We start from the raw sequence: 22897 nt of genomic DNA, 5'->3' as shown, positions 1-22897 counted from the left end.
GAATAGAGAATGAGCAACCGAAAAAGCGCCATTTCGCGCGATATCGCCCTGGAGGCGATCAAACAGTCATTTATTAAGCTCGATCCGCGGATCATGCTCCGCAATCCGGTCATGTTCGTGGTGGAGCTTGGATTTATTGTAACCTTGGTTCTGGTGGTTAAGCCGGATGCTTTTGGCGGGGCGGTCTCCTGGGGCTTCAATCTGTCTGTTGCCCTGATCCTGCTCTTCACGGTTCTGTTCGCCAACTTCGCCGAAGCGCTGGCGGAAGGCCGGGGCAAGGCCCAGGCCGACTCGCTCAAGCGGACGAAACGCGAAATTACCGCGAACAAAGTGAGCGGGCAGACGATCAAGACGGTTCCTTCTACGGAGCTACGCAAGGGCGACGTCGTCGTGGTCTCCCAGGGAGAGATGATCCCGGGGGACGGCGAAGTCATCGAGGGCCTGGCATCGGTCGATGAATCGGCTATTACGGGGGAATCCGCGCCTGTCATCAAGGAAGCGGGCGGGGACTTCAGTTCCGTAACCGGCGGGACCAAGGTTATCAGCGACCGGATCAAGGTGCGAATTACGAGCGACCCCGGCGAGTCCTTCCTGGACCGCATGATCTCGCTGGTCGAAGGCGCCAAGCGCCAGAAGACGCCGAACGAAATTGCGCTGAACACCGTGCTGGTCAGCCTGACGCTGATCTTCCTGATTGTCGTGATTACGCTTCCTGTATTTGCTAATTATCTTGACATTACGCTCGATATTCCGATTCTGATCGCCCTTCTGGTCTGTCTCATTCCTACGACAATCGGCGGCTTGCTCTCAGCCATCGGGATTGCCGGAATGGACCGGGTGACCCAGTTCAACGTGCTGGCCATGTCCGGCAAAGCGGTGGAAGCTTCCGGGGATATCAACACCATCATTCTGGATAAAACCGGGACGATTACTTACGGCAACCGGATGGCGAGCGAGTTCGTTCCGGTCGGTACGTACAGCGTACAGGAGGTTGCGTCCTGGTCGGCGGCGGCTTCGATCCAGGATGAGACGCCGGAAGGCCGGTCGGTGCTGGAGCTGCTAAGCAAGCTGGGTCTGTCGGTGCCCGACAAGATTGCCGCAGGGGCCGAATTTATTGAATTCAAGGCCGAGACCCGGATGAGCGGCGTCGATCTTCCGGACGGACGCCGGGTGCGCAAGGGAGCGGTTGATGCCGTGAAGGAGTGGGTGGCCGCCCAGGGAGGCGTTATTCCCGAGGGATTGCAGGAGAAGAGCGATGCGATTGCCTCGGCAGGCGGCACGCCGCTGGCCGTCGCGGTCGACCAGACCATCTATGGCCTGATCTATCTCAAGGATACCGTAAAGCCGGGCATGAGGGAACGGTTTGACCAGATGCGGAAGATGGGCATCAAGACCATCATGTGCACCGGCGACAATCCGCTGACCGCGGCGACGATTGCAGCGGAGGCGGGCGTGGACGCCTTCATTGCCGAGAGCAAGCCGGAAGATAAGATTGCGGTCATCCGGCGGGAACAGGCCGAAGGCAAGCTCGTGGCGATGACGGGCGACGGTACGAACGACGCGCCGGCGCTGGCGCAGGCCGATGTCGGCATCGCGATGAACAGCGGAACCGTGGCCGCGAAGGAAGCGGCCAATATGGTCGATCTGGATTCGGACCCGTCGAAGATTATCGAGGTGGTGTCGATCGGCAAGCAGCTTCTGATGACGCGCGGCGCGCTGACGACCTTCAGCATTGCGAACGATATTGCCAAGTATTTTGCCATCATTCCCGCCATGTTCATGGTTGCCATTCCCGAGATGGATGCGCTCAATATCATGCGTCTGCATTCGCCGCTCTCCGCCATTCTCTCGGCGCTGATCTTCAATGCCGTCATTATTCCGCTGCTGATTCCGCTGGCGATGCGCGGCGTAGCCTACAAGCCGATGAGCTCTTCGCGGCTGCTCGGACGCAATCTGCTGATCTTCGGAGTGGGCGGTGTAATCGTGCCGTTCATCGGCATCAAGCTGATTGACCTGATTGTCCAATTTATGGTGTAGGAAGGATGCGTTGCAGATGAAGACGCTAATGATAACGATCCGAACAAGCCTGGCGCTTATGGCTCTTTTCATAATTTATCAACTGGCGGTAACGGGCATTGCCCAGATCGCTTTCAAGGACAGGGCGAGCGGAAGCATCGTCTACGGAGACAACGGCCAGCCGGTCGGCTCTGCGCTGATTGGCCAGGGCTTTGCCTCGCCGGGTTACTTTCACGGCCGCGTGTCCAGCATTGAGTACAATGCCGCCTCTTCGGGTACGCCGAACTACGCACCGTCCAATCCCGATTATCTGGCACGGGTGAGCGAGTCGGTGAAGCAGTGGAAGAAGGAGAATCCGGAGGTCCCGGTTGACCGGCTGCCGGTTGATCTGATTACCAATTCCGGCTCGGGTCTTGACCCGGACATATCGCCGGAAGCCGCAGAGGCGCAGATTCCCCGGGTAAGCCAGGCATCCGGCGTAGCAGAGGATGCGCTCCGAACGCTGGTCAAGGAGCATACGGCCGGCCGCCAGCTGGGGCTGTTCGGCGAGAAGCACGTTAACGTGCTGGAACTGAACCTGGCGCTGTCTAAGCTGGTGAAGCAGTAAAATCTAACCCTCCCTGTCCGCTCTGAAAGCGGACGGGGATTTTGGCGTTAACGAGGAAGGAGAGAAGCCGCAATGCCCCCTTATAAGCGCAAGACGCCTGAAGAAATTCTCTATTCGATCTACCGGCTGCACCGGGGACGGCTGAAGATCATCATCGGCTCCGTCAGCGGTTCGGGCAAAACCTATCACATGCTGGAGGAAGGCAAGCTCCTCCGCAAGCGGGGCATTGATGTCGTCTGCTGTGCGGTATCGACGATGCAGCGGGCGGAGACCGTGCAGCAGATGGAAGAGCTGGAGCGGATTCCGAGCATCCACTGGATGAACAGAAGCGGCAGGGAGAAGAAGGATCTGCCGCTGGAGACGCTGATCGAGCGCAATCCCGAAGTCGTGCTGGTCGACGGTCTGGCGCACCGCAACCGCGAGGGAGCCCGCCATGCGACCCGGCTGGAGGATATCCGCTATCTGATGGACAACGGAATCAGCGTGATCACGACAGTCAATGTCTATGAGCTGGAAGGGATGCAGGAACCCATCTTTCAGATGACCGGCATCCGAGCCGAAGAGACCGTATCGCTGGATACGCTGGAGCTGGCCGACGAGGTGCGCCTGATCGACGTCTCGCCGGAGACGATTCTCAAGCGGGTCGAGGAAGGCGTGCTCGGGGATGAGACGCATCCGGCGCTGTCCCGGCGGGGCAATCTGGCTGTGCTGCGCGAAGCGGCGCTGCGGCTGGTCGCCGAAGGCGTCAATGATTCGCTGGAGAAGCACCGCGAAGAGAACGGCCTGTCGGGGCCGTCGGGCGCGGCGGAGCGGATTCTGGTATCAGCGCAGTATCACTGGAACGGCTCCCTCTATGTCCGCAGAGGCCAGCAGATCGCCAAGCGGCTGAACGGCGAGCTGATGGTGGCGACCTTTCTGGTCCGCGGCAAGGCGCTGACCCGGGAGCAGCAGACGTTCAAACAGTCGATTGCGAAGCTGGTCCAGCGCGTCGGCGCGCACTATGAAGAGCTGGAGCTGATGCACCCGCGTCAGTTCGCGCCGGCGCTGGTCCGCTATGCCGAACAGCATAACGTGACCCGCATCGTCATGGGACACTCCAAGAAGAACCGCCGCCAGGAACGGTGGCAGGGCGGGAGCGCCATCCGCGTCCTGCGCCGGACGCGGAGCATGGATCTGTTCCTGATGGCGGACCGGGCCGAACGGGAAGGAGAGCGGATTCTGCCGATCAAGGCGGCGGGCGGGAAGCAGCCGGAAGAGCCGTTCCACCGGCCAAGCAGCCAGGAATTGCAGCGGAAGATCGAACGCATCCGCCAGGGTACGCTCAAAGTCTATATCGGAGCTGCTCCGGGCGTCGGCAAGACATACAAAATGCTCCAGGAGGGCAACCTGCTGCTGCATAAAGGCATCGACGCGGTAGTCGGTCTGCTGGAGACCCATGGGCGCAGAGAGACCCGGGAGCAGATCGGCGCTCTGGATATCATCCCCAGGGCCCGAATTTCCTATCAGTCCACCGTACTGGAGGAGATGGATACCGACGCCATTATCAAGCGGCATCCCGAGGTCGTGCTGGTCGATGAGCTGGCCCATACGAATGTGCCCGGCAGCAGCAACCGCAAACGCTATGAGGATGTGATGCGGCTTCTGGAGAACGGGATCTCGGTCATTACGACCGTCAATGTCCAGCATTTGGAGAGCCTGAACGATGCGGTCGCCCAGCTCACCGGCGTGCGGGTGCGGGAGACGGTCCCCGACGCCATATTGAAGCGGGCGAACGAAGTGGAGCTGATCGATGTGACGCCCCAGATGCTGCAGGAACGAATGCGGGAAGGCAAAATCTATGCGCCCGACAAAGTGAACCAGGCGCTGGAGTCCTTCTTCAAGCTGGGCAATCTGATCGCCCTGCGGGAATTGGCCCTGCGGGAGATTGCCGACGATGTGGATGAGCGGCTGGAGGCTTGGGACCGGGACGCCGCCCGGCGCGGCTCCTGGGGCCGGCAGGAGGCGATCTTCGTCTGTGTCGATCTGGGCCCGCAGGCGGAGCGGCTGATCCGCCGGGGATTCCGTCTCGCTCACCGGCTGAAAGCGCAGTGGGTGGTGCATTATGTACAGTGCGGCTCCTGCCGGACAGCGGAGGAAGAGAAACGGCTGGAGACGCTCCGGCTGCTGACCGGTCGGCTCGGCGGCACACTGGAAGTTAGCGAAGCGGCCGGCGGAACGAGGGCGCACCGTCATCTGCTGGAGCGGATGAACGAGCTGCATACCACACAGCTCATTATCGGACAACCGAAGCGCCGCCGATGGAACGGATGGCTGAAGGAGAGCCTTGTCCATTATCTGCTGCGGAACGGCCGACACATGGATATGCTGATTGTCGCCGATTTCGATACACGGAAGCCTTCTTGACAACCGGTGAAGATTTGTATACATTTGTATTCAAATTGACAGCGTGATAAGGAGGAGAACCGGTATGCGGGAAGGCGGAACTGAGCACAGACGGCACCGCGACCATCGCGGAGAAGGAGGACGGCACAAGGAGCTGCCGGAGCAGCGCTTCCACAGCGCCCAGACGTTCCGGCGGGGGCGGGCGCTTGCTTTTCTGGAGAAACTGAACGTCAAACGCTCCACGCTCCTGAGACAGCTGGCCCAGCCCGAGCTGGAGTCCATTCGTCCGGTCATCAGCGGCGAACTGAAGGCAGTGGATGCCATTATCCAGGAATTTATTCATACATTTGAGCTTCGCGAAGCTGTGGAAGGGGAGACACCGAATGACTGACATCCTGAAGACGATCCGTACCCGGCGAACGATCAAATCTTTCAAGCCGGACCCGATTGACGAGGCGCTGCTGCTCTCCTGGCTGGAGGCTGCCTGCTCCGCGCCGAACCACCGCATGACCGAGCCGTGGGAAGTGCGGCATGCGGGGCCCGAGACGCGGGCGAAGCTGGGCCACAAGACGGATTTCGGCGGTGCTCCGGTGGTGCTTGCCGTCCTCTCCAAGCCGGCCGCTACGCCGTTTGAGCGCGATGAGAATCTGATGGCGGTCTCCTGCTGGGTGCAAAATCTGCTGCTGGCCGCCCATGAAGCCGGCGCAGGCACCTTCTGGTCCTCGCTCGGCGCGCAGCCGCGCAGCCGCGAAATTCTGGGCGTTCCCGACGGCTACGACGTCGTCGGTCTCATCGGAATCGGCTATCCGGCCGAGATTCCGCAGCCGAAGCCCCGTAACCCGATCGCCGGCCGGATCGTTCCTCTGCCCTGAGGGCAGAGAGTTTCCCGAAGCCGAAAGGAGCTTTTTGCCGAACAGCCCATGCCTCCTATACCCCGTACACATATGGTATGGTGTAGTCAATTTTCTCTAGGAGGTAATGCGATCATGACTTGCGGTTGCGGCGATGTAGGAAACAACGGTAACGGTGGAACAGTAGTGGGTCCTTGGACTTCGACTGGCGCCATCCTCGTGCTCTTCATTCTGCTTGTTATTATCACAAAAGCCTGTCTGTTCTAGACCAGACCTCAGTCCCTGTGAGCCGTTATTCGCTTGACAAAGGAGGGGTTATGCATGGGTGAATCTGTCGGATACGGCGGTTGGACGTCGACCGGCGCCATTCTGGTGCTGTTCATTCTGCTGGTTATCATTACCCGCTCGTTCCTGATCTAACGAAGCGATTCTCCAGTGTAAACGCCGCGGGCCCAGAGCCCGCGGTTCTTTGCGCTTGCCGCTCCGGCGCGTATTCAGGCTGCCGGATGTCTTCTCAGGCCATTCGCGGGATTCTCGGGGAATCCAGACGGGCCGGAAAGGTTGTACATAGACTAACCCTGAATCAAAACCTAAGGGGGAATAACGCAAATGGCAATTATAGCAGATGTGAGCAGAAGTGTGGCTTCTACGAGTACGGGCACGCTCAATCTTCCGATTCTCAGCGCTCCGAACGCCAATACACTCGCCGAATTCGGTCTGGCAGTATCGGGAATCGGAGCCGTTCAGCTGGGGGCGACCATCGGAATTCAGACGACGCTCGGCGTGCCGAACGTCATCTTTACGATTCTGCGGGACGGCAACCCGGTCTTCAATGTCGGCGCCAGCGGGCTGTCCGTGCTTGCCATTCAACCGATCACAATCTCTTTCCTGGATCTGTCGGTCCCGGCCGGTTACCATGCCTATACCCTGATTGTCTCCAACAACAGCACGAACGTGGCCCTCAACCTGGCCAGCATCACCGGGCCGGTGGCATTCTCGGGAATCTCCATCAGCTGATCCAGGCTTTTGCAAGATTACCAGTTGCCAATTTCAGTGAACTCTCCTATGCTGTTTAGCGGGAGGGAGAGAGAGAATGAGAACGATCATACTGGCCGTCTCGGCGGCGGCGCTGCTGCTGCTTGGCGGCTGCGGCGGCGGAAAGAGCGCGCCCTTGTCGGAGCAGGAGACCCGGCAGGAAGTTCAGAACTTCTATGAGAAACTGGCCAAGCTCGACCAGGAATCCAAGGATTCCCTGGCGGCCTTCAACGAGAAGCTGGCCGATTATTCGGCGGGAAAGGCAGAGGCTCCGGAGCTGGAGAAGGCGCTGGATTCTTTTCAGGACGAGGCTTCCGACATTGCGGAAGACGTTCATAAGGTCCGGGTCCCCAAGGGCCTGCCGGACGCTGTCGCCAATCTGCTGAAAGAATCGAAGACGTCTTTTGAAGAAGCCTATTCCATGAAAGAGGAAGCTTCCAAAAGCGCCGCGTCCAGCGACGTCACGGCCGAACAGTTCGATCAATTGAACAAGAACGCCGATATTACGATGCTGTACGGCATTTCCAAGCTGAATGAGGCCCGCCAGGCCGTTGGACTTATGAAGTAGAACGGGGTTGCGGCGCAGGGTTCAGCTCTGGGGGACCGCCGGTTCTCCGGGTGCCGGCTCGTAGGCAATCAAGGTGACGGGACGGCCGGCAAGCCGGGATACTTCCTGCTCCGCTTCCCGGATGAGCCGGACGGCGGCTTCCCCGCGGTCCAGAGCGGCTACCCGGTAGGAATCGCTGTGAATATCCATGGGATTTGTCCTCCTTATAGCTAGTCTGCTTCCTAGGTTGCTTCAGAACGGCTCTGTTCATTCCGGCAAAATCAGATTTAGTCCGGCCGCGCGAGCCGCCGAATAGACCTGCCCGCCTCCGGGGATGCTATCGGCGAAATTCAAATCCAGCCAAGGAGGAATGGCTTTTGAACAAGCTGATGGCAAGTGTGGTCGGCAGCGTTGCGTTGTCGATGAGCCTTACCGGCGCGGCATTCGCTTCCGATGCCACGGTGACCGCCGACAGAGGCATCGCGCCTTTGATGAGTGAAATGCCGCACAAGGACACGCATATGCGCGGTCAGGGTGTCACCGACCTGAACGGCAATTATCACGGAACCAGCGGGAACAACTCCGGCGGACGGATTACCCCGATGAGTTCGGACCGGACCGGCAACGGAATGGGGACCGGAACCGGCACCGGCACATACCGGGGCATGGGAACAGGAACGCGCGACAGCATTACGCCGCTGAACACGAACAACGAACGCGGCCGTTACCGCGCGGCAAGCACAGGCAACAACGACAACAACAACTCCAACTGGGGTTGGCTGGGGCTGATCGGGCTTCTCGGCCTGGCCGGCATGCGCAGCCGCAACAGCGGAGAGCAGCGCCGCTAGGCGCCGCCTGCCTCACGGATGGGCCTCTTGCTTCCGCTTTGCGCGGGGGCGGGAGGCTCTTCTATTTTACAAAAGAAATATTGCGCCTCCCGGGGAAGCGTGCTATCATAATTTTTGTTGCTTTTCTTTGTGCCGGAGTGGTGGAATGGCAGACACAACAGACTTAAAATCTGTCGGGGGCAACCCCGTACCGGTTCGAGTCCGGTCTTCGGCATTATTGTAGAACACCGCATCTTTTATTTTGAGGATGTGGTGTTTTTTGTATCCAAGGAGGAATTTCAATGTCCAACCCTATAATTTATTTTCTCTGCACCGGGAACTCCTGCCGCAGCCAGATGGCCGAAGGCTGGGCCAAGAAGTGGCTCCCGAAAGAATGGGAGGTGTACAGCGCAGGCATCGAGACGCATGGGCTCAATCCGAATGCAGTGAAGGCGATGAACGAAGTCGGCATCGATATCTCCGGCCACACCTCGGATCTGATTGATCCGGATCTGCTGAACCGGGCCACGCTCGTCGTGACGCTCTGCGCCGACGCGGCGGACAAGTGCCCGGTGACTCCTCCGGGCGTAAGACGCGAGCATTGGGGATTTGACGATCCGGCCAGAGCGGAAGGCAACGACGAGGAGAAATGGGCCGTGTTCCAGCGGGTACGGGATGAGATCGGCGTTCGTATCCGGCAGTTCGCCGAGACTACAGCAGTTTCTCCATAATCATTACATCGATCGGCGCTCCGTCCAGAAGGCCCTGGTTCTCGAAGATGCCGACCTCGCGGTATTTCATTTTCCGGTACAGGCCCTGGCCCTGGTTATTGAAGGGGAAAGTGAACAGGATGATTTTGCGGAACCCGCTCAACCTTGCCTCTTCTTCCAGCGCCTGTAGCAGGAGGGATCCGACGCCCTGTCCGCGGTACTCCCTGCGGATGTAGACCGACAGATCGGCTACGCCGCGGTACGCGCAGCGGTGGGAGTAAGGGTTCAGCGATGCCCAGCCGACCGGGAGGCCGTTCCTCTCCGCAACCAGCACCGCATGTCTGCCCTGATGTTCTTCCATCCACCGCTTCATATAGGCCAGATCTTTGATCTCTTCTTCCAGCGTGGCAATCCGGTCTTCAATCCCCTGATTATAAATGTGCAACAGATCTTCGATATCCCCGGCTGCTGCCCGCCGGACTGCAAGTTCCTCCATGCTCTCCAGCTCCTCTGGCTTAAGGCTTGACGGCCTGAATGACGGCCGAGACGATATAGTCTTCAATGTTTCTTGCCGGTACCCAGTCTTTGAGAAAAGCGCCCGATTGCTCTTCCCAGATCCAGCACGCATTCGCCTGGCTGCAGCCCGGCAATGGCCTGTGGATTTCCGCAGCCGAGTCCCAAATTCGCTCCTTCGGGCACGGCCTGCAGTTCATCGCTCGCGTATCCGAGACGGGCCGATATCTCGTTGAAGTCCGTGGGGGCTCCGCAGCAGGAGCCGACGTTCTTGGCGGGCCCTGACGCTTGAATAGCTGCCGCTGCAATTGGCTGGTATCGGCTGCGAACCGTGCGGCGGATTTGATCCGGATGGGTCTCGTTCATAAGATTCACTCCTGTTTTAGGCTGATAGATTAATCGATTTGGACCGGACGGCAGCAGCGGTTCGACCTGGCCATAGCCTCGTTCATCATTTGAACGGAACGGATGACCATTTCCCGATCGGACTCGCTCATATAAGAGAAGACTTCCTCCAGGTAGCTGTTCATTTGCAGGTCAATGGCCGCTGCGGCTTCCTGCCCCTTTGCCGTAAGCGCAAGAATGGAAATCCGGCGGTCCGAGGGATCGGGTGTCTTGCGGAGCAACTCCATGCGCACCAGCGACTGCACCTGGCGGCTGAACGTAGTAATGTCGGTTCCCAGCGTCTCGGCGATTTGCTGCATGGAAGGCTGATGCCGGCGTTCAACTTCATACAGAATGTGGCTCTGTACCGGCGTGATGCTCTTTCCTTCAATCGTGCAGCAGTTCCGGTTCAGCAGGCCGAAGCGCCGGGTCAGAATCTGAAAGAGTTCGCGCGCATTTTCCATTCCTCTCACCTCCTGCCACCAGTTATACCTCAATAACTTGCATGTTGCAAGTAATATTCGGCAATATTAACGGCCAAATACGACTGCGAGCGCCCTTTTTAGGATTTCCCTAGCCGGAAATCCAATTTTTGATCCTTGCATACAAACAGGTGTTCGTGCATATAATAGAGTAACGATGAGAATATACGTTCGCTTAGAGGTGGGAGAATGAAAGAACGGACCCTGTTTTTAATCGACTGCCAGTCGTTCTATGCCTCTGTCGAAAAAGCGGCCCGTCCGGAGCTCAAGAACCGGCCGGTGGCCATCGGAGATCCGGAGCGCCCTGCGGGCATTATTCTGGCCGCCTGCCCGGTGGCCAAAGCCTATGGAGTGACCACTGCGCAGCGGATCAACGAAGCGCGGGTCAAATGCCCGGATCTCGTGGTCATTCGTCCGCGGATGCGGATGTACATTCGGATATCCCTGCTGATTACGAAGATTTATGAGTCGTATACGGATCAGGTGGAGCCTTTCTCCATAGACGAGCAATTTCTCGATGTGACCGGCAGCCTCCGTCATTACGGTTCCGTAGAAGAACTGGCGCGGAATATTCAGACCCGGGTGCAGCTCTCCACGGGAATCTGGACCCGGGTGGGAGTGGGCCCAAGCAAGATTCTGGCGAAGACGGCCACCGACAACTTTGCGAAGCAGCGGCCCGACGGCATTTTCAAGCTGAATTACAGCAATATCGAGCAAGAGCTGTGGCCGTTGCCGGTGAGCAAGATGTATATGGTCGCAGGCCGAATGACCGATCACTTTATGCGGATGGGGCTTCCGACTATCGGGGACGTGGCCCGGCTGGAGCTGGGCGACTTCAAACAGAAGATGCGCCGGGAGATGGGCAAGCAGAGCGACCTGAAGGCCGAATACTACTGGCAGGTGGCGCGGGGTATTGACCCCAGCGCGATCAAGCCCGGCATCCGGATGAAGCCGCAGCAATCCATCAGCCACGGCAAGACGCTCCGCGCCAGTCTGTACCGCAGTCTGGAGGATATCGAGGTCGTGCTGCTGGAGCTGGTCATTGAGGTATGCCGGCGGGCGCGCTCATACGGAGTTATGGGGCAGGTGATCAGTGTGGGCGCGGCCGAGACGGACGGGGAGAAATCCAGAAGCTTCGGCCGCCAGGCCACGCTGTCTCAGCCGTCCTCGCTTACCCATGAGGTGGCGGAGGCGGCTGGGCGGCTGTTCCGCAAGCATTGGAGCGGGCTGCCGGTGGCCCGGCTTCATATCTCGCTCGATCAGTTGACTTCGGATGAGACGTATCAGCTCACGCTGTTTGAGGACCGGCCCCGGGCCTACTCCATGGAACGGACGCTGGACGGGATCAAGGACCGGTTCGGCAGCGACGCCATTCTCCGGGCCTCTTCGCTGCTGGAAGCCGGAGTGGCGAGGGAGCGGGCCGGACAGATTGGGGGGCACTGGATATGAGTCATCAGGCCAAGAGCGACCCTTGGGCGACGCGTTTTGTGCTGAAGGAGCACGCTGAAGAGTACGGAAGAAGAAATGATCCGCCCGCCGCCGGACAGCCTGCCGTGGAGGAGCTGATTCTCATGCGGGATTATACGCTCCTGCCGCATATGCTCACGATCATCCAGAAGAACCTGGATGATCTCAGATTCTACAAAGGGGTGCTGAGAGACTTCTACACGGCAGCGGGAGAATATGTCGCCCAGCGGATCAGCCAAGATCTGTATGAACTGCGGCGTGAGCTAAGCAGGCGAAGCATTCGGGTGGGAAGCGGGGAGCAGGATGACATCGTCATCAAATATATGTATAAATGCAGAGGCTATACAGGAAGCTTCGACATTACGCGAGAAGAGACGCGGGCCCAGATCGGGGTCCGGTTCGGACGCTACGTGGACGAACTGATGAAGCGAATGCGGGGAGAGTCTAAGTAATAAGCGCCTAGGTAAGCGATGTGCGGCGGTCTGATTTATCCAGAGTCCTTGACTTCGGAACGGAGGCATGGTAGCTTTTTCAGTAATTTAGTAAATTACTAAACGAAGGACCGAAATCCGGCGGGGAGGAAGAAGAATGGATAAGCAGCGCCGCAAGCATCTGGTCGATGAATTCAAAGAGATCAAGACGTATATGGGAGTCATATGCCTAACCAACAAGGCCAATGGCAAAAAATTCCTGACCGGTTTTCCCAATCTGAAGAATCGCTGGCATACACTGCAAATGCATCTGAACGACGGGCGGCATCCGAATGCCGGCCTCCAGGCGGACTGGAAGCTGACCGGGGCGGAGGGCTTTACCTATGAAGTGCTGGAGCAGAAGGATACGGAAGGGGTCCAGGACATCAAATGGGAAGTCAAGCAGATGGAGAAGGCCTGGCTGGAGAAGCTTCAGCCTTACGGAGAGCGGGGATATCACCGCATGAAGGAAGAGTAGCGGTCCGTCAGGGGAATATAGGGAACATAACACGCACTCTTGGATAAAAGCAGGCAGCAAGGCAGCTCCCCGGGGATCGGCGTCCGACCCGAAGGAGCTGCCTTGCTGCCGTTTCTGGCTGCTCTTCGGATAAGGAAGAGCAGCCGGGCGTCTGACCGTCGGTCAGTGCGCCTCGTCGTAGAACAGCTCGGCCGAGAGGTGCTCGTTGTAATTGCCGAAGCCTTTGCCGAACAGGGTCAGACCGCCCTGATGGCGCGCCTCTTCCTCAACGGACAGACGGAAAGTCCACTGCTTGCGCCGGATATCCACATCGCCCAGCACGATATCCGACAGCTTCTGGCCGTCCATAAAGGTGCCTTCGTCCGTAATCCGCAGCTGCTTCAGCAGACCGTACTGGTTCGTATAGGCCGGCCACCACTCCGGTGTATATTTGCCTTTGCGGTCGCCGTAATCGCCGGGACTGGTCCAGACGCCCACTACAACCCCATTGAAGGTAAACGTGATATCGGACGGATAGTTGTTGTTCGTAGCCGGCGCCTCCGAAGCAATCTCCATGGTCAGCACCAGTTCGCGCGGCTGCTGGCTGGACAATAGGTAATTCGGGGCTTTGTATTCGATGAAGCCTTTGCCGAGCCAGAGCACTCCGGCATTGATGCGCTCCGGTTCCCAGAAGTAGCGGGGATCGTCGAAGTTGCCGATAATCTTGTCGGGCGTAGCCAGCCCGCAGGTCGGCTCAATCCGGAAGTCGGAATAGTGTCCGACAGGGATCTCCACCCGGTGACTCTTGTGGCCGGGGGAACTGCCGGAGAGACGAATCTCCGTCTGGGAGACGGCAAGGGAGCAGATCTTCTGCAGCCCGCTCTTCCCGGGCGCCATCTGGGTAGCGATCAATCCGGCTTCGGCAAGCTTGCGCACGTGCATGGTCATAATGGCGCTGGAGAGGCCGACCGCACCCGCCAGCTCCTTGATATTCATCGGCCGTTCGGCCAGCAGGCGCAGTACCCGCAGCCGAACGGGGCTTGCCAGCGCTTCATATACGGGAAGGGAGTGTTCCGTCAGGTCCAGCTTCATTAGCGTTCGCCTCTTTGCATTTGATTAATGTTTATATTATCTAAATCCTCTTCCTTTGGCAAGCCGTTTCCCGCGAAGCGGCATTTTTGGCTTGTATGAGAAGAAATAAGAGTGAATGAATTGACGATAGCGCGCAAATTGAACTATACTGTTAATACGAATGCAAAGTAATTAATACATATATTAATTAAGGAGTGATTAACGCATGGCTTATCGTGGCGTGCTCAATGCGGATCTTCCCGGAGGAATCCTTAACCGCAACCTGTACGGACATTTCTCCGAACATCTTGGCCGTTGTATCTATGAAGGGATCTGGGTCGGAGAGGATTCGGAGATTCCTCATACGAACGGCATCCGCAGCGACGTTGTGAAAGCGCTTCGCCAAATCCGGGTTCCGGTGCTTCGCTGGCCGGGAGGCTGTTTTGCCGATGAATATCACTGGAAGGACGGCATCGGTCCGCGGGAGACCCGCAAGCGGATGGTCAACACCCACTGGGGCGGAGTGGTAGAGAACAATCATTTCGGGACACATGAATTCATGGAGCTGTGCCGCCAGCTGGAATGCGAGCCGTACATCAACGGCAATGTCGGCAGCGGAACCGTCCAGGAGATGTCCGAATGGGTGGAATACCTGACCTTCGGAGGCGTCTCGCCAATGGCGGAACTGCGCCGCGGGAACGGGCAGGATGAAGCGTGGAAGGTGAGCTACTTCGGCGTGGGCAACGAGAACTGGGGCTGCGGCGGCAACATGCGTCCCGAATACTACGCCGACCTCTACCGGCGCTATCAGACCTATGTCCGCAACTATGACGGCAACGTTATTCACCGGATCGCATGCGGCCCCAATGCGGACGATTACAACTGGATGGAAGTGCTGATGCGCGAGGCCGGACGCTTCATGGATTCCATCACGCTTCATTACTATACGCTGCCGACCGGCGAGTGGGCCGATAAAGGAGATGCGACGGGCTTCGGCGAAGAGGCCTGGTTCCATACGCTTCGGCGGGCGCTTCATATGGATGAATTGATCGCACGGCACAGCACCATTATGGATAAGTATGATCCGGAGCGCCGGGTGGGTCTTATCGTGGACGAATGGGGAACCTGGTACAATGTCGAACCCGGCACGAACCCCGGATTCCTGTACCAGCAGAACAGCATCCGCGACGCGCTGGTCGCGGGGCTTACGTTCAACATCTTCCATAAACACAGCGAGCGGGTCCGGATGGCGAATATTGCCCAGACGGTGAACGTTCTCCAGGCCGTCATTCTGACCGAAGGCGAGAAGCTGCTGTTGACTCCGACTTACCATGCGTTCGATCTCTACAAAGTTCACCAGGACGCCGAGCGGCTGCCGCTTGATCTGGAAGCGGGCGTCTACACGCTGGACGGCAAGACCGAAATTCCGGCCGTAAGCGGCACCGCTTCCCGCGACCGGGAAGGCCGGATTCACCTGAGCCTCTGCAATCTGCAGCACGGCTCGGAAGCGGAGGTGGCCATTGACCTGCGGGGACTGGAGACCGAAGGCTTGACGGTTCGCGGCACGGTGCTGGCCGGAGATGCGATTGATGCGCATAACACGTTCGACCAGCCGGACCGCGTAGCTCCGAAGACCTTCGAGTCGTTCCGGCTTGAAGGCGGCGGGCTGACCGTAACGCTGCCGGCCATGTCCATCGCTGCGCTGGAGCTGGCACGGGCATAGAAAATGGCGGATACGAGCTGCAAGGCCTGCCGCGAAGATTACCGGGTAACGGATGCCCAGATGGAGCGGCTGCTGAAGACCTCCATGTTCGCACCCGACAAGCGGGTCGCAGAGGAGGAATACCGGGAACGGCTGCAGATCTGCTCGGCCTGTCCCAAGCTGGAGAACGGCGTCACCTGCCGGGCCTGCGGCTGCATCATTCCTGTGGTCGCCTGGCTGAAGGAGAGGGCCTGCCCGCTGCCCGGCGGCGGCGCCTGGCGCGTCCGGGTGCCGTCCGGGAATGTATCTGCGGGGTCTTGAGCTGCGCATTAGCCGGCCCTGCCCGGCTCCGGCAGGGCCGGCCGGCTGCTTCGCTGCCCGATAAATACGTCTCCCTTGTCCGTGAACCTGCACCTTAATAAGCAGGGCCGCTGCGGTCAGCCTTATGGCTGCCTGGCGGCCCTCTCGCTATCCATGAACTCGAACGATTTTACGATATTTGGAAGGAGAATTCACATGGAACACTCTAAGAATGGCGGCTGCTGTCTCTGCGGGGCAGAACGCGCCGGGACTTCGGAGCGGGTCTTCCCGATCCGGCTGATTCATGTCCATCCTCCCGAACCTGTGCTGATGCCCCACCAGAGGGAGGAGCAGATGGAATGGATCGCCGTTGCCAAAGGGCGTTTCCGCGTGCAGATCGGCGCGTCTTCCCGCGAGCTTGGGGCGGGGGAAGCGGCGTTCGTGCCCTCCGGCCAGCTGCACGCCGCTCTGCCTGAAGAAGAGGACAGCGAGCTCTACGCGGTAGTCTTCGGCAAGGAATTGCTGGGAAGCGGGACGGCGGCGGGCGCAGTTGAAGCGCAGGAGCTCCGGCTGCGTCTGTTGCCAGACAGTGAAGCGGAGCTGCCGGTCTTCTACGAGGAGGGGCAGGAAGCGACGCGCCAGGTCCGGGAATGTCTGGACCGGATCATCCAGAGCTGCCAGAGCCGGCCTGCCGGCTACGAGAAGCTGGTAAGAGGGAATCTGCTCTCTTCGCTCGGACTGGCCAGCCAGCAGGCCGGCCGAAGACGACCCCGGCAGCCTGAGCGGCCGGAAGGGGCCGTTCAGCCGCTGCTGGTCTATCTCAGCGAGCATTACCGCGAGCCGATCAGCATTGCTCAAGCGGCCCGCATCTGCTGTGTGACGCCGAATTATCTGTGCAATTTGTTCAAACGCGCCACCGGCAGCACCATGGTGGAATATATCAATATGCTTCGGATTCATGAAGCCAGCCGGCTGCTGCGGCTTCGCCGGATGACCGTGCAGGAGGTTGCCCTGCAGGTGGGCTATTCCAGCCTGACCTATTTTGGCCGGGTATTCCGCCGGATCAAGCATATGACGCCCACGGAGTACGTCCGCTCCCTGCGCGCCGGGGCTTGCAACGAATAAGGCGGAGTGAGGGGGCTCTGCGCAGCCGAAGCTGTGCCGCTCCCTCTGGACGAACCGCTGCATCGGTTGTACAATAACCTGAAATTGCTGACAAGGGGGAGCCGGAACATGGAACGAACGCTGCGGCTGGAGCCGGTGCCGCCGGAACATCCGGATTTATCACGGCTTATTGCCCGGCTGGATGTCTACTTGTCCGGTCTGTATCCGCCGGAGGAGATATTTGCCGTCGATTTTCAGAATCCGTCCGTGCAGCGGATGTTCTTTCTGGTCGCCTATCTGGGGAATGAACCGGTCGGCTGCGGCGCGTTCAAGCGTCTGGACGACGGCTGCGGTGAACTGAAACGCTTCTATGTGGAGCCGGGGCACCGGAATCAGGGGATCGCCCGGGCGCTGCTGGAGCGTCTGGAGCAGGCGGCGCTGGGGAGCGGCTGCTCCGTGATGCGCCTCGAGACCGGGGAGCCTCAGGCTGAGGCAGTGGGCTTCTACCGGAAGCATGGATACTTGCCTATTGACCGCTACGGAGAATATGTGGATTGTCCATCCAGTCTTTGCATGGAGAAGCTGCTGGCCGCAAGCAAGGCCGCACGCAGAGCGGAAGCAGCGGAGGACCGGCAGGCCGGCGCTTGAACGAGCGCCGGTTTTTTTATGCGGCCAAGAAGCTTAGGCGACACAGACAGGATTCAGGAGAGCAAGAGCCCCCCTTCAATTTCTTCCCGGCTGCTGGCTATCATTGTCGGGGCGGGAACAGTATAATTGGAAGTGTTCTGTACAATCGACCAACAAGGATGGGCATAATGAATCTTAAAATTCAAATTCGGCTGGCGACGGCCGTTTTCATGGCTTTGGGCGCTGTTCTGATTGCCGTTTCGATCTTCTATCTAACGGGGGGGCCGCGGGTGGCCGCAGTCATTGCCGGGGCCTGCGGGACCGCGGCGGGAGTCCTGCTGCTCGGGAAGCTGGCCGGGTCGATTCAAGCGGGAATAACACGGCTCGGCGGAATCGCCCGGGATGTGGCCGAAGGGTCGCTCTCTCCGGCGGACGGCCTGGACGGCCTGAATGGAGGCCGGGGAGAATTCGCCGGCCTGGCGCGGTCCTTTCAGTCCATTGCCGCCGATTTATACCATAAGACCGAGGAAGAGAGGCTGCTTCGGCTGAAGGCGGAGGAGCAGGCCTGGATCAACGACCGGGTATCGGAGCTGGCCCTCCGGATGCAGGGAACGGTGCATTTGCAGGAAGCCTCCCGGCTGTTCGTGGCCGGTCTGGCTTCGGCGGTCGGGGCAAGCTTCGGCGCGCTGTACGTGCTGGAAGGCGGAGCGGCCCGGTTCAGCGCGGGCTACGCGTATGATGAAGAGGCTCTCTCCGGCCAGGCTTTCAGACTCGGATCCGGCCTGGTCGGCCAATGCGCGCTGGATGGCCAGCCGGTCTATCTGGAGGGGCTCCCCTCCGACTATTTCAGAATTCGTTCCGGCCTCGGAGAGACGCTGCCGAAGGCGCTGCTTCTGATGCCGATTCGGCATGAGGACCGGATCATGGCGGTGGCCGAGCTGGCGCTGACCGGCTCGCTGCGCGAGAGGGAGCGCCGGTTCGCCGAACGGGCGGGCGCCAATATGGGAACGTTGATCAATACGCTGTCCGATGTCGCCCGGATCGATTCGCTGCTGAAGGAGACGTCTCTTCAGAAGGAGGAGCTTGAAGCCCAGACGGAGGAACTCCAGGCCCAGACGCAAGAGCTTCGGGCGCAGACGGAAGAGCTGGAAGCGCAGAAGGAAGAGATTGAAGCCCAGGCCGAAGAGCTGAGAGCACAGACGGAGGAATTGCTCGAATCGAATCTGGAGTTGAAGCGCGAGCAGGAGCGGACGGAAGCGCAGAAGCGGGAGATCGAGACGCAAGCGGAGGAACTGCGGGTTCAGGCGGAAGAATTGAAATTGCAGGCGGAGAAGCTGCTGGAATCCAATGAGGGGCTCAAGCGCGAGAAGGAACAGACGGAAGCGCAGAAGTTCGAGATTGCCGCCCAAGCCGATGAACTGGCCGCACAGACCGAGGAGCTTAGGGCCCAATCCGAGGAGCTGCTGGAATCGAACCGGAAGCTGAAGCATGAGAAGGAGCATACCGAGGCGCAGAAGCTGGAGATTCAGGCCCAGGCGGAAGAGATCCGGATGGCCGCCCAGTACAAATCCGAGTTTCTGGCGAATGTATCCCATGAACTTCGGACGCCGCTGAACAGTCTGCTGATTCTCTCGCAGATTCTGGCAGAGAACCGCGAAGGGAACCTGGGAACCAAGCAGTTGGAATATGTGCATACCATATTCTCGGCAGGCAAAGACTTGCTGCAGCTGATCGACGAGATTCTGGACCTGGCCAAGCTGGAGGTCGGCAAAATGGCAGCGGTCCTGGAGCCGGTCCGCCTGTCCGATGTGCGCCTGCAGATGCTCCGGCACTTTGAGCAGCAGGCCAAGAAGAAGGGCCTGCGCTTCGAGGCGCAGAGCGACAGCCGTCTGCCCGAATGGCTCATGACCGACGGCCACCGGCTTCAGCAGATTCTGAACAATCTGCTGACCAATGCGCTGAAGTTCACCGAGCAGGGGGCCGTTACGCTCTCCGTTCGTCTGAGCGGAGAAGAAGTGATCTTCGCCGTCAGCGATACCGGCATCGGCATCCCGGCGGACAAGCTGGGCCATATCTTTGAAGCGTTCCAGCAGGCGGACGGCACGACCAGCCGCCGATACGGCGGAACGGGTCTTGGCCTGACGATCTGCCGCGAGCTGGCTTCGCTGCTTGGCGGACGTATCGAAGTGGAGACGGCAGAGGGCAAGGGAAGCACCTTCTCGCTGCATCTGCCTGCGGCCGAGCCGCCGGAAGGCGTCTCCCTGGTGGCCGCAGCTTCGGAGCTGCCGCCGCTGCCCGAAGCCGGGCCGGCAGACGAACGCGCAAATCCCGGCTTCCGGGAGTCGTTCGTGCCGGATATCTCCATCGCCAATCCGAAGCTGCTGCAATACTCCGATCTGGACGATGATCGGAACGACCTGGAGCCGGGGGATCATGTGCTGCTGATTATCGAAGATGATTCGGAGTTCGCCGGTATTCTGCTCCGGCTGGCCCGACAACGCGGCTTCAAGGCCATTGTGGCGTTCCAGGGCGACCAGGGGCTGGCTCTGGCCCATGCCTATAAGCCGGACTCGATTGTGCTGGACCTTCATCTGCCGGTTCTTGACGGCTGGTCCATCATCAGCCGGCTGAAGAGCCGGCCGGATCTGCGGCATATTCCGGTCCATGTCATCTCGACCACGGATGAGAATCAGCAGAGTCTGGCCATGGGCGCCCTCGGATTCTGGAAGAAACCGGGGGATCAGAACGAGCTGGAGGCCGCCTTCCTCCAGATTGAGACCTATATCCGCCGGCGGGTGAAGAATCTGCTAATTGTTGAAGACAATGCCGATCTGCGCAAAAGCCTGGTCGAATTCATCGAGAGTCCCGATGTGCGCGTGATTGCGGCCGGTACCGGCCGGGAAGCGCTGGAGCGGCTCGGAGCGCTGCATTTTGACTGCATGGTGCTGGATCTCGGACTGGCCGATATCTCGGGCTTTGATCTGCTGGAACAGATCAAGACCAACCGCAAGCTGCAGACGCTGCCTGTCATTATCTATACCGGCAAGGAACTGACCAAGACGGATGAGCAGCGGATCCGCCACTATGCGGAGAACATTGTCATCAAGAACGTCAAGTCGATTGAGCGTCTCTATGACGAGACGGCGCTCTATCTGCACCGCAGACTGCGCGATCTGCCGCCGGACAAGCAGCAGCTGATCGAGAAGCTGCATAATCCCGAAGCGGCGTTTGCCGGGAAGCGGATTATGCTCGTCGATGACGATATGCGCAATATTTTTGCTCTCTCCAGTGTGCTGGAGGGCTACAATATGGACATTCGCTTCGCCCAGAACGGGAAGGAAGCGCTGGCGCTGCTGGAGAGCGAGGGGCCGGTAGAGCTGATGTTCATGGATATTATGATGCCGGAGATGGACGGTTATGAGACCATGCAGCGAATCCGGCAGATGTCGGAATACGACGGTCTCGTCATGATTGCGCTGACGGCGAGAGCTATGGAGGAAGACCGGCTCAAGTGTCTGGAGGCCGGAGCCTCCGACTATATTTCCAAGCCGATCAATACCACGCAGCTTGTAACCGTGCTGAAAGCCTGGCTGATTCGATAGAGGGGGATTTATGGAGTATCCTATTCGCATTTTATTGGTGGATGATCGCCCGGATGAATATACCTCGATAGAGGCGCTGCTCACGGATACGCCGTATGAGCTGGTGGGTGCGGCCTCCGGCATGGAGGCGCTGCGGTACCTGCTGGAAGAAGAGTACGCCTTGATTATTATGGATGTCATGATGCCGGAAATGGATGGTTTTGAGACGGCCAGACGAATTAAGATGCGCCGGAAATCGCAAGATGTTCCGATCATCTTCCTGACTTCGCTGACTTCGGAGCTGGAGAATAACCGGCTGGCCTATTCGGCGGGAGCGATCGATTATATCTCGAAGCCGTTTCAGCCGGACATTCTCAAGAGCAAGATCGAGGGCTTCGTCCGGCTGTATCAGGTTCGCAAGGAGCTGCAGCTCAAGACCGAGGAACTGGAAGAGACCAACCGGGTGCTGGAGCAGCTCAAAGAGAAGGCCGAAGCGGCGCTGCGCGTCAAGAGCGGCTTTCTTGCTATGATGAGCCATGAAGTCCGGACCCCGCTGAACGGAATTCTGGCGATGTCCGAGCAGCTCCGAACCGGCAAGCTGGGAGAAGAAGAGGAGCGCCTCGCGAACATTATCCATACAAGCGGACAGGCGCTGCTGTCGGTCGTCAACGACATTCTGGATTTCACCAAGATGGAAGCCGGCAGAATGGAGTTGGACCGTGTGCTGTTCGATCTGCACGCGACCGTTGGCGAGACGGCCGATCTGTTCCGGGAGATGGCCAGGGAGAAAGGAATCGGATTGAATCTGGAGTTCGATCCGGGCGTTCCCGCGCTGCTGCTGGGGGATCCCAACCGGCTGCGGCAGGTTCTGGCAAATCTGATCGGCAACGCCGTCAAGTTCACCGAACGGGGCGGGGTCGTTGTCAGGATGGAGAAGGCGGCGCAGCGGGGGGAATGGATGGACCTGCGTTGCATCGTGGAAGATACCGGCATCGGTATTTCCGAGGAACAGCAGAGCCTCTTGTTCCAGCCGTTCACTCAGCTTGGAGCGGGCAGCCGTTCTCACACAGGCGGCACCGGACTCGGACTGTCAATCTGCAAAATGTTAGTGGAATTGATGGGCGGAACGATTTCGGCCTCGTCGGCCGAGCAGAGCGGTTCCGTCTTCCGCTTCACCGTTCCAATCGAAATCGGCCGCGTCTAGGACGCGGCCGATTTCTGGCGGAATTACCGGCGCTGGAACCGGACGGCTCCGCGCTCGAAATGATTCACAGTACCGTCGATTCCGCGGAGACGGACCAAATCGCCGGAGTATTTCTCTACCCGTCCGAAGCCGACGCGTTCATACATCCCGTCTTCTCCGAGTTTCAGAGCAGTGATGAACGTCTGGGACAGAGCGGCTACCAGAAAATCAACATTCTTTTCCAACGTTTGCGGCATAGACGGCTCCTCCTCCAAGGATCGTTAGTTTCATAAGTTTTCTTCGTATTATAGGAGGGTATAGGAGAAGCGTCAATCCGCGGGGCGTCATTAGCCCCGTTTATTTCGTTTTCCGGCCGGAATCGCTGCGTTCTTCCGGCTTGCCGAAGAAACTCTCCTCCAGCTTGTCCATCATTCCGCTTACAGCATCGTCGACAGCGGCGGTGGAGCCTTCCGCATCGGCTTTCCGGCTGTCGGGCTCCGGAATCGGATCAACGCCGCTGCCTCGTTTCTCGTCGAGCAAATCCTTGCGCGGTTCTTCCATGGGAATTCTCCTCTCGCGGG

General features: G+C 59.1%; 26 protein-coding genes and 1 tRNA gene. 20 read left to right on the top strand and 7 right to left on the bottom strand.

What is annotated here, in order from left to right:
• Positions 1-9 precede the first annotated feature (9 nt).
• The 8 genes from kdpB to F4V43_RS03435 all read left to right on the top strand — a co-directional run bounded on the left by kdpB (position 10) and on the right by F4V43_RS03435 (position 7459).
• Positions 10-2037: a potassium-transporting ATPase subunit KdpB gene (kdpB, locus tag F4V43_RS03465; RefSeq protein ID WP_150456852.1), complete on the top strand. Its 2028-nt coding sequence runs from the start codon at positions 10-12 to the stop codon at positions 2035-2037.
• A gap of 16 nt (positions 2038-2053) precedes the next feature.
• Complete coding sequence (kdpC, locus tag F4V43_RS03460; RefSeq protein ID WP_150456851.1) at positions 2054-2623, top strand: potassium-transporting ATPase subunit KdpC; 570 nt, start codon at positions 2054-2056, stop codon at positions 2621-2623.
• A 72-nt stretch (positions 2624-2695) separates the two neighbouring features.
• Positions 2696-5026, top strand: a complete 2331-nt coding sequence (locus F4V43_RS03455; RefSeq protein ID WP_150456850.1) for a histidine kinase — start codon at positions 2696-2698, stop codon at positions 5024-5026.
• A gap of 64 nt (positions 5027-5090) precedes the next feature.
• The gene (locus tag F4V43_RS03450) at positions 5091-5396 is read left to right on the top strand and encodes a hypothetical protein (protein WP_150456849.1); all 306 of its coding nucleotides are present in this window, start codon (positions 5091-5093) and stop codon (positions 5394-5396) included.
• Positions 5389-5877: a nitroreductase family protein gene (locus F4V43_RS03445; protein WP_150456848.1), complete on the top strand. Its 489-nt coding sequence runs from the start codon at positions 5389-5391 to the stop codon at positions 5875-5877. Before F4V43_RS03450 ends, F4V43_RS03445 begins: the two co-directional genes overlap by 8 nt.
• A gap of 300 nt (positions 5878-6177) precedes the next feature.
• Positions 6178-6276 carry a YjcZ family sporulation protein gene (locus F4V43_RS19795; RefSeq protein ID WP_223879758.1) on the top strand — a complete coding sequence of 33 codons (99 nt, stop codon included), beginning with the start codon at positions 6178-6180 and terminating at the stop codon, positions 6274-6276.
• Between the two features lie 189 nt (positions 6277-6465).
• Entirely contained in the window at positions 6466-6873 is a 408-nt protein-coding gene (locus F4V43_RS03440; protein ID WP_150456847.1) for a hypothetical protein, read from the top strand.
• A 76-nt stretch (positions 6874-6949) separates the two neighbouring features.
• Complete coding sequence (locus F4V43_RS03435; RefSeq protein WP_150456846.1) at positions 6950-7459, top strand: hypothetical protein; 510 nt, start codon at positions 6950-6952, stop codon at positions 7457-7459.
• A gap of 21 nt (positions 7460-7480) precedes the next feature.
• Here the strand turns inward: F4V43_RS03435 and F4V43_RS19620 are convergent, their stop codons facing one another.
• Entirely contained in the window at positions 7481-7648 is a 168-nt protein-coding gene (locus F4V43_RS19620) for a hypothetical protein (protein ID WP_191089459.1), read from the bottom strand.
• Between the two features lie 167 nt (positions 7649-7815).
• Here F4V43_RS19620 and F4V43_RS19790 point away from each other — a divergent pair, with 167 nt between their 5' ends.
• The 3 genes from F4V43_RS19790 (at position 7816) to arsC (ending at position 8996) form a co-directional block, all read left to right on the top strand.
• A complete protein-coding gene (locus F4V43_RS19790; RefSeq protein ID WP_150456845.1) occupies positions 7816-8286 on the top strand; it encodes an acid shock protein in 471 nt (156 codons plus the stop codon).
• A gap of 131 nt (positions 8287-8417) precedes the next feature.
• Positions 8418-8500: transfer RNA gene (locus tag F4V43_RS03425), tRNA-Leu, on the top strand.
• A gap of 67 nt (positions 8501-8567) precedes the next feature.
• Entirely contained in the window at positions 8568-8996 is a 429-nt protein-coding gene (arsC, locus tag F4V43_RS03420; RefSeq protein ID WP_150456844.1) for an arsenate reductase (thioredoxin), read from the top strand.
• Here arsC and F4V43_RS03415 read toward each other — a convergent pair.
• From F4V43_RS03415 to F4V43_RS03405, 3 genes are all read right to left on the bottom strand, one after another.
• Positions 8977-9471, bottom strand: coding sequence for an arsinothricin resistance N-acetyltransferase ArsN1 family A (locus F4V43_RS03415; protein WP_150456843.1), 495 nt, complete (start codon positions 9469-9471; stop codon positions 8977-8979). The genes arsC and F4V43_RS03415 overlap by 20 nt on opposite strands.
• Positions 9472-9533: 62 nt before the next feature.
• Positions 9534-9854 (bottom strand): hypothetical protein, encoded by a 321-nt coding sequence (locus tag F4V43_RS03410; RefSeq protein ID WP_150456842.1) that lies wholly within the window; start codon positions 9852-9854, stop codon positions 9534-9536.
• 29 nt (positions 9855-9883) lie between these two features.
• A complete protein-coding gene (locus F4V43_RS03405) occupies positions 9884-10336 on the bottom strand; it encodes a MarR family winged helix-turn-helix transcriptional regulator (protein ID WP_150456841.1) in 453 nt (150 codons plus the stop codon).
• Positions 10337-10543: 207 nt separating this feature from the next.
• On the opposite strand from F4V43_RS03405, the gene F4V43_RS03400 reads away from it, so the two are divergent.
• From F4V43_RS03400 to F4V43_RS03390, 3 genes are all read left to right on the top strand, one after another.
• Positions 10544-11803, top strand: a complete 1260-nt coding sequence (locus F4V43_RS03400; protein ID WP_150456840.1) for a DNA polymerase IV — start codon at positions 10544-10546, stop codon at positions 11801-11803.
• Positions 11800-12273 carry a hypothetical protein gene (locus F4V43_RS03395; protein ID WP_150456839.1) on the top strand — a complete coding sequence of 158 codons (474 nt, stop codon included), beginning with the start codon at positions 11800-11802 and terminating at the stop codon, positions 12271-12273. Before F4V43_RS03400 ends, F4V43_RS03395 begins: the two co-directional genes overlap by 4 nt.
• Positions 12274-12409: 136 nt before the next feature.
• A complete protein-coding gene (locus F4V43_RS03390; protein ID WP_150456838.1) occupies positions 12410-12769 on the top strand; it encodes a GIY-YIG nuclease family protein in 360 nt (119 codons plus the stop codon).
• 162 nt (positions 12770-12931) lie between these two features.
• Here F4V43_RS03390 and F4V43_RS03385 read toward each other — a convergent pair whose 3' ends face one another.
• Entirely contained in the window at positions 12932-13840 is a 909-nt protein-coding gene (locus F4V43_RS03385; protein WP_150456837.1) for an ArsR/SmtB family transcription factor, read from the bottom strand.
• Positions 13841-14045: 205 nt separating this feature from the next.
• Between F4V43_RS03385 and F4V43_RS03380 the strand changes: the two genes are divergently transcribed.
• From F4V43_RS03380 to F4V43_RS03355, 6 genes are all read left to right on the top strand, one after another.
• Entirely contained in the window at positions 14046-15542 is a 1497-nt protein-coding gene (locus F4V43_RS03380) for an alpha-N-arabinofuranosidase (protein WP_150456836.1), read from the top strand.
• Between the two features lie 3 nt (positions 15543-15545).
• Positions 15546-15842 carry a DUF6171 family protein gene (locus F4V43_RS03375; RefSeq protein ID WP_150456835.1) on the top strand — a complete coding sequence of 99 codons (297 nt, stop codon included), beginning with the start codon at positions 15546-15548 and terminating at the stop codon, positions 15840-15842.
• A 195-nt stretch (positions 15843-16037) separates the two neighbouring features.
• Positions 16038-16946 carry an AraC family transcriptional regulator gene (locus tag F4V43_RS03370; protein ID WP_191089458.1) on the top strand — a complete coding sequence of 303 codons (909 nt, stop codon included), beginning with the start codon at positions 16038-16040 and terminating at the stop codon, positions 16944-16946.
• A gap of 108 nt (positions 16947-17054) precedes the next feature.
• A complete protein-coding gene (locus F4V43_RS03365) occupies positions 17055-17573 on the top strand; it encodes a GNAT family N-acetyltransferase (RefSeq protein WP_150456833.1) in 519 nt (172 codons plus the stop codon).
• A gap of 167 nt (positions 17574-17740) precedes the next feature.
• On the top strand, positions 17741-21154 hold the full coding sequence (locus F4V43_RS03360; protein WP_150456832.1) for a response regulator: 3414 nt from the start codon (positions 17741-17743) through the stop codon (positions 21152-21154).
• A 10-nt stretch (positions 21155-21164) separates the two neighbouring features.
• Positions 21165-22337, top strand: a complete 1173-nt coding sequence (locus tag F4V43_RS03355; protein ID WP_150456831.1) for an ATP-binding protein — start codon at positions 21165-21167, stop codon at positions 22335-22337.
• Between the two features lie 23 nt (positions 22338-22360).
• Here F4V43_RS03355 and F4V43_RS03350 read toward each other — a convergent pair whose 3' ends face one another.
• Together F4V43_RS03350 and F4V43_RS03345 are read right to left on the bottom strand one after the other, a co-directional pair.
• Positions 22361-22573 carry a hypothetical protein gene (locus F4V43_RS03350; RefSeq protein ID WP_150456830.1) on the bottom strand — a complete coding sequence of 71 codons (213 nt, stop codon included), beginning with the start codon at positions 22571-22573 and terminating at the stop codon, positions 22361-22363.
• A gap of 100 nt (positions 22574-22673) precedes the next feature.
• A complete protein-coding gene (locus F4V43_RS03345) occupies positions 22674-22877 on the bottom strand; it encodes a hypothetical protein (protein WP_150456829.1) in 204 nt (67 codons plus the stop codon).
• Positions 22878-22897: the final 20 nt, after the last annotated feature.

The sequence above is a fragment of the Paenibacillus spiritus genome (assembly GCF_008710135.1).
GTDB classification, from domain to species: domain Bacteria; phylum Bacillota; class Bacilli; order Paenibacillales; family Paenibacillaceae; genus Paenibacillus_AQ; species Paenibacillus_AQ glufosinatiresistens.
The sequence above is the reverse complement of the archived record's forward strand: the minus strand, read 5'-3'. Positions and strand labels throughout refer to the sequence as shown.